The sequence below is a fragment of the Citrobacter sp. Awk 2 genome, from assembly GCF_028069815.1.
In the GTDB taxonomy this organism is placed as follows: Bacteria; Pseudomonadota; Gammaproteobacteria; order Enterobacterales; family Enterobacteriaceae; genus Citrobacter.
The window spans coordinates 1-1,223 of sequence record NZ_JANEWL010000215.1 but is presented as its reverse complement, the minus strand read 5'-3'; the positions used below and the strand labels follow the sequence as shown (position 1 = coordinate 1,223).

The window sequence follows — 1,223 nt, the reverse complement described above, 5'->3', positions numbered from 1 at the left end:
GCTGTGAGTTCAACTGATGGACGCAACACACTTATTGAACCGTTCTGCGGGTGATTCATAGTCTAGCGTTTTTCTCGGCCTTTCGTTGAGCTGTCTGGCAACACTGTTAAGTCTTTGCTGGCTGTGAACCGATAAGTCAGTTCCTTTTGGAAAATATTGTCTGAGCAATCTGTTCGTATTTTCATTTGAGCCACGTTGCCAGGGAGATTGAGGATCACAAAAATAAATCTGAATGTCTGTCGCTATAGTAAATCGTGTGTGGCTGGTCATTTCAGCGCCACGATCCCAAGTTAATGTTTTATAAAGCTCAGCAGGTAATTCCCGGGCTTGTCTGATGAGTGCAGATATAACCGTTATGGTCTTGTTGTCTCTGATCTTCGCCAGCATAACAAAACGGGAATGACGTTCTACGAGGGTGATGATATAGGAGTTTTTCGAGCCCTGAATCAAGTCACCTTCCCAGTGACCTGGAATGGCTCTGTCAGCCGCCTCTGGTGGCCTTTCACTGATAGGTATCGTGTTCGGGATTGACCCTAATCCTTTCCCTTTAAGCGATGACGTTCTGGATCTACGCACTGCTCTTCCGCTTCTGAGGCATTGCTGCAGTTCTTTTTTTAATGCTCCCCGGGTTTGTATAAAAAGCGTTTTATAAATCGTTTCGTGTGACACATGCATTTCCTGATTATCCGGATAACAGCGTTTCAGCCAACCGGCGATCTGTTCCGGCGACCAGTCCTGATGCATCTTCTCTGCAATGATTTTACACAATGCGGGGCTTTCAATTAGCTTGCAAGGTTTTGGTCTCAGCGCATTTTCCCACGCAGTAGCATCGGCTTTTGCTGCACGGTATTGTTTTGCACCACCGTGCCTCCTGACCTCGCGGCTAATCGTTGAGGGCGCTCTTGATAATTTGGCGGCGATATCCCTGATACTGAGTTTTGCTACCAGCCCTCTGGATATCTCCTCTCTTTCATCAAGCGAAAGCGCTAATCGGTGCCGTTTTCGCACGGGAGGACGGTAGCCGCCTGTCTGGTGGATAGTGGGCATAATGGAAGAATGATATCTGTCGAACATTCTGGCGATATCATGTAGAGAATCACCTTGCTTATATCTGTCCCAGATAATTGCCTTCTGCTCTGGCGTGTAGTTAATCCGAGTTCTTCGTTTCATGACAACGTCCCCCTTGATTAAGGATAGCGTTGCATCGACCCATTGAACTCACA

1 protein-coding gene is annotated in these 1,223 nt (G+C 47.2%); it reads right to left on the bottom strand.

Translation table 11 applies throughout. The features are described 5' to 3' along the window. Positions 1 to 9: 9 nt before the first annotated feature. Positions 10 to 1,170 carry an IS30-like element ISCfr4 family transposase gene (locus NNO02_RS23240; RefSeq protein ID WP_137382206.1) on the bottom strand — a complete coding sequence of 387 codons (1,161 nt, stop codon included), beginning with the start codon at positions 1,168 to 1,170 and terminating at the stop codon, positions 10 to 12. Between the last annotated feature and the right edge of the window lie 53 nt (positions 1,171 to 1,223).

What these genes read in the sequence shown, in the direction of transcription:
- NNO02_RS23240 (WP_137382206.1), bottom strand. Translation starts at nt 1,170, where the DNA reads ATGAAACGAAGAACTCGGATTAACTACACGCCAGAGCAGAAGGCAATT.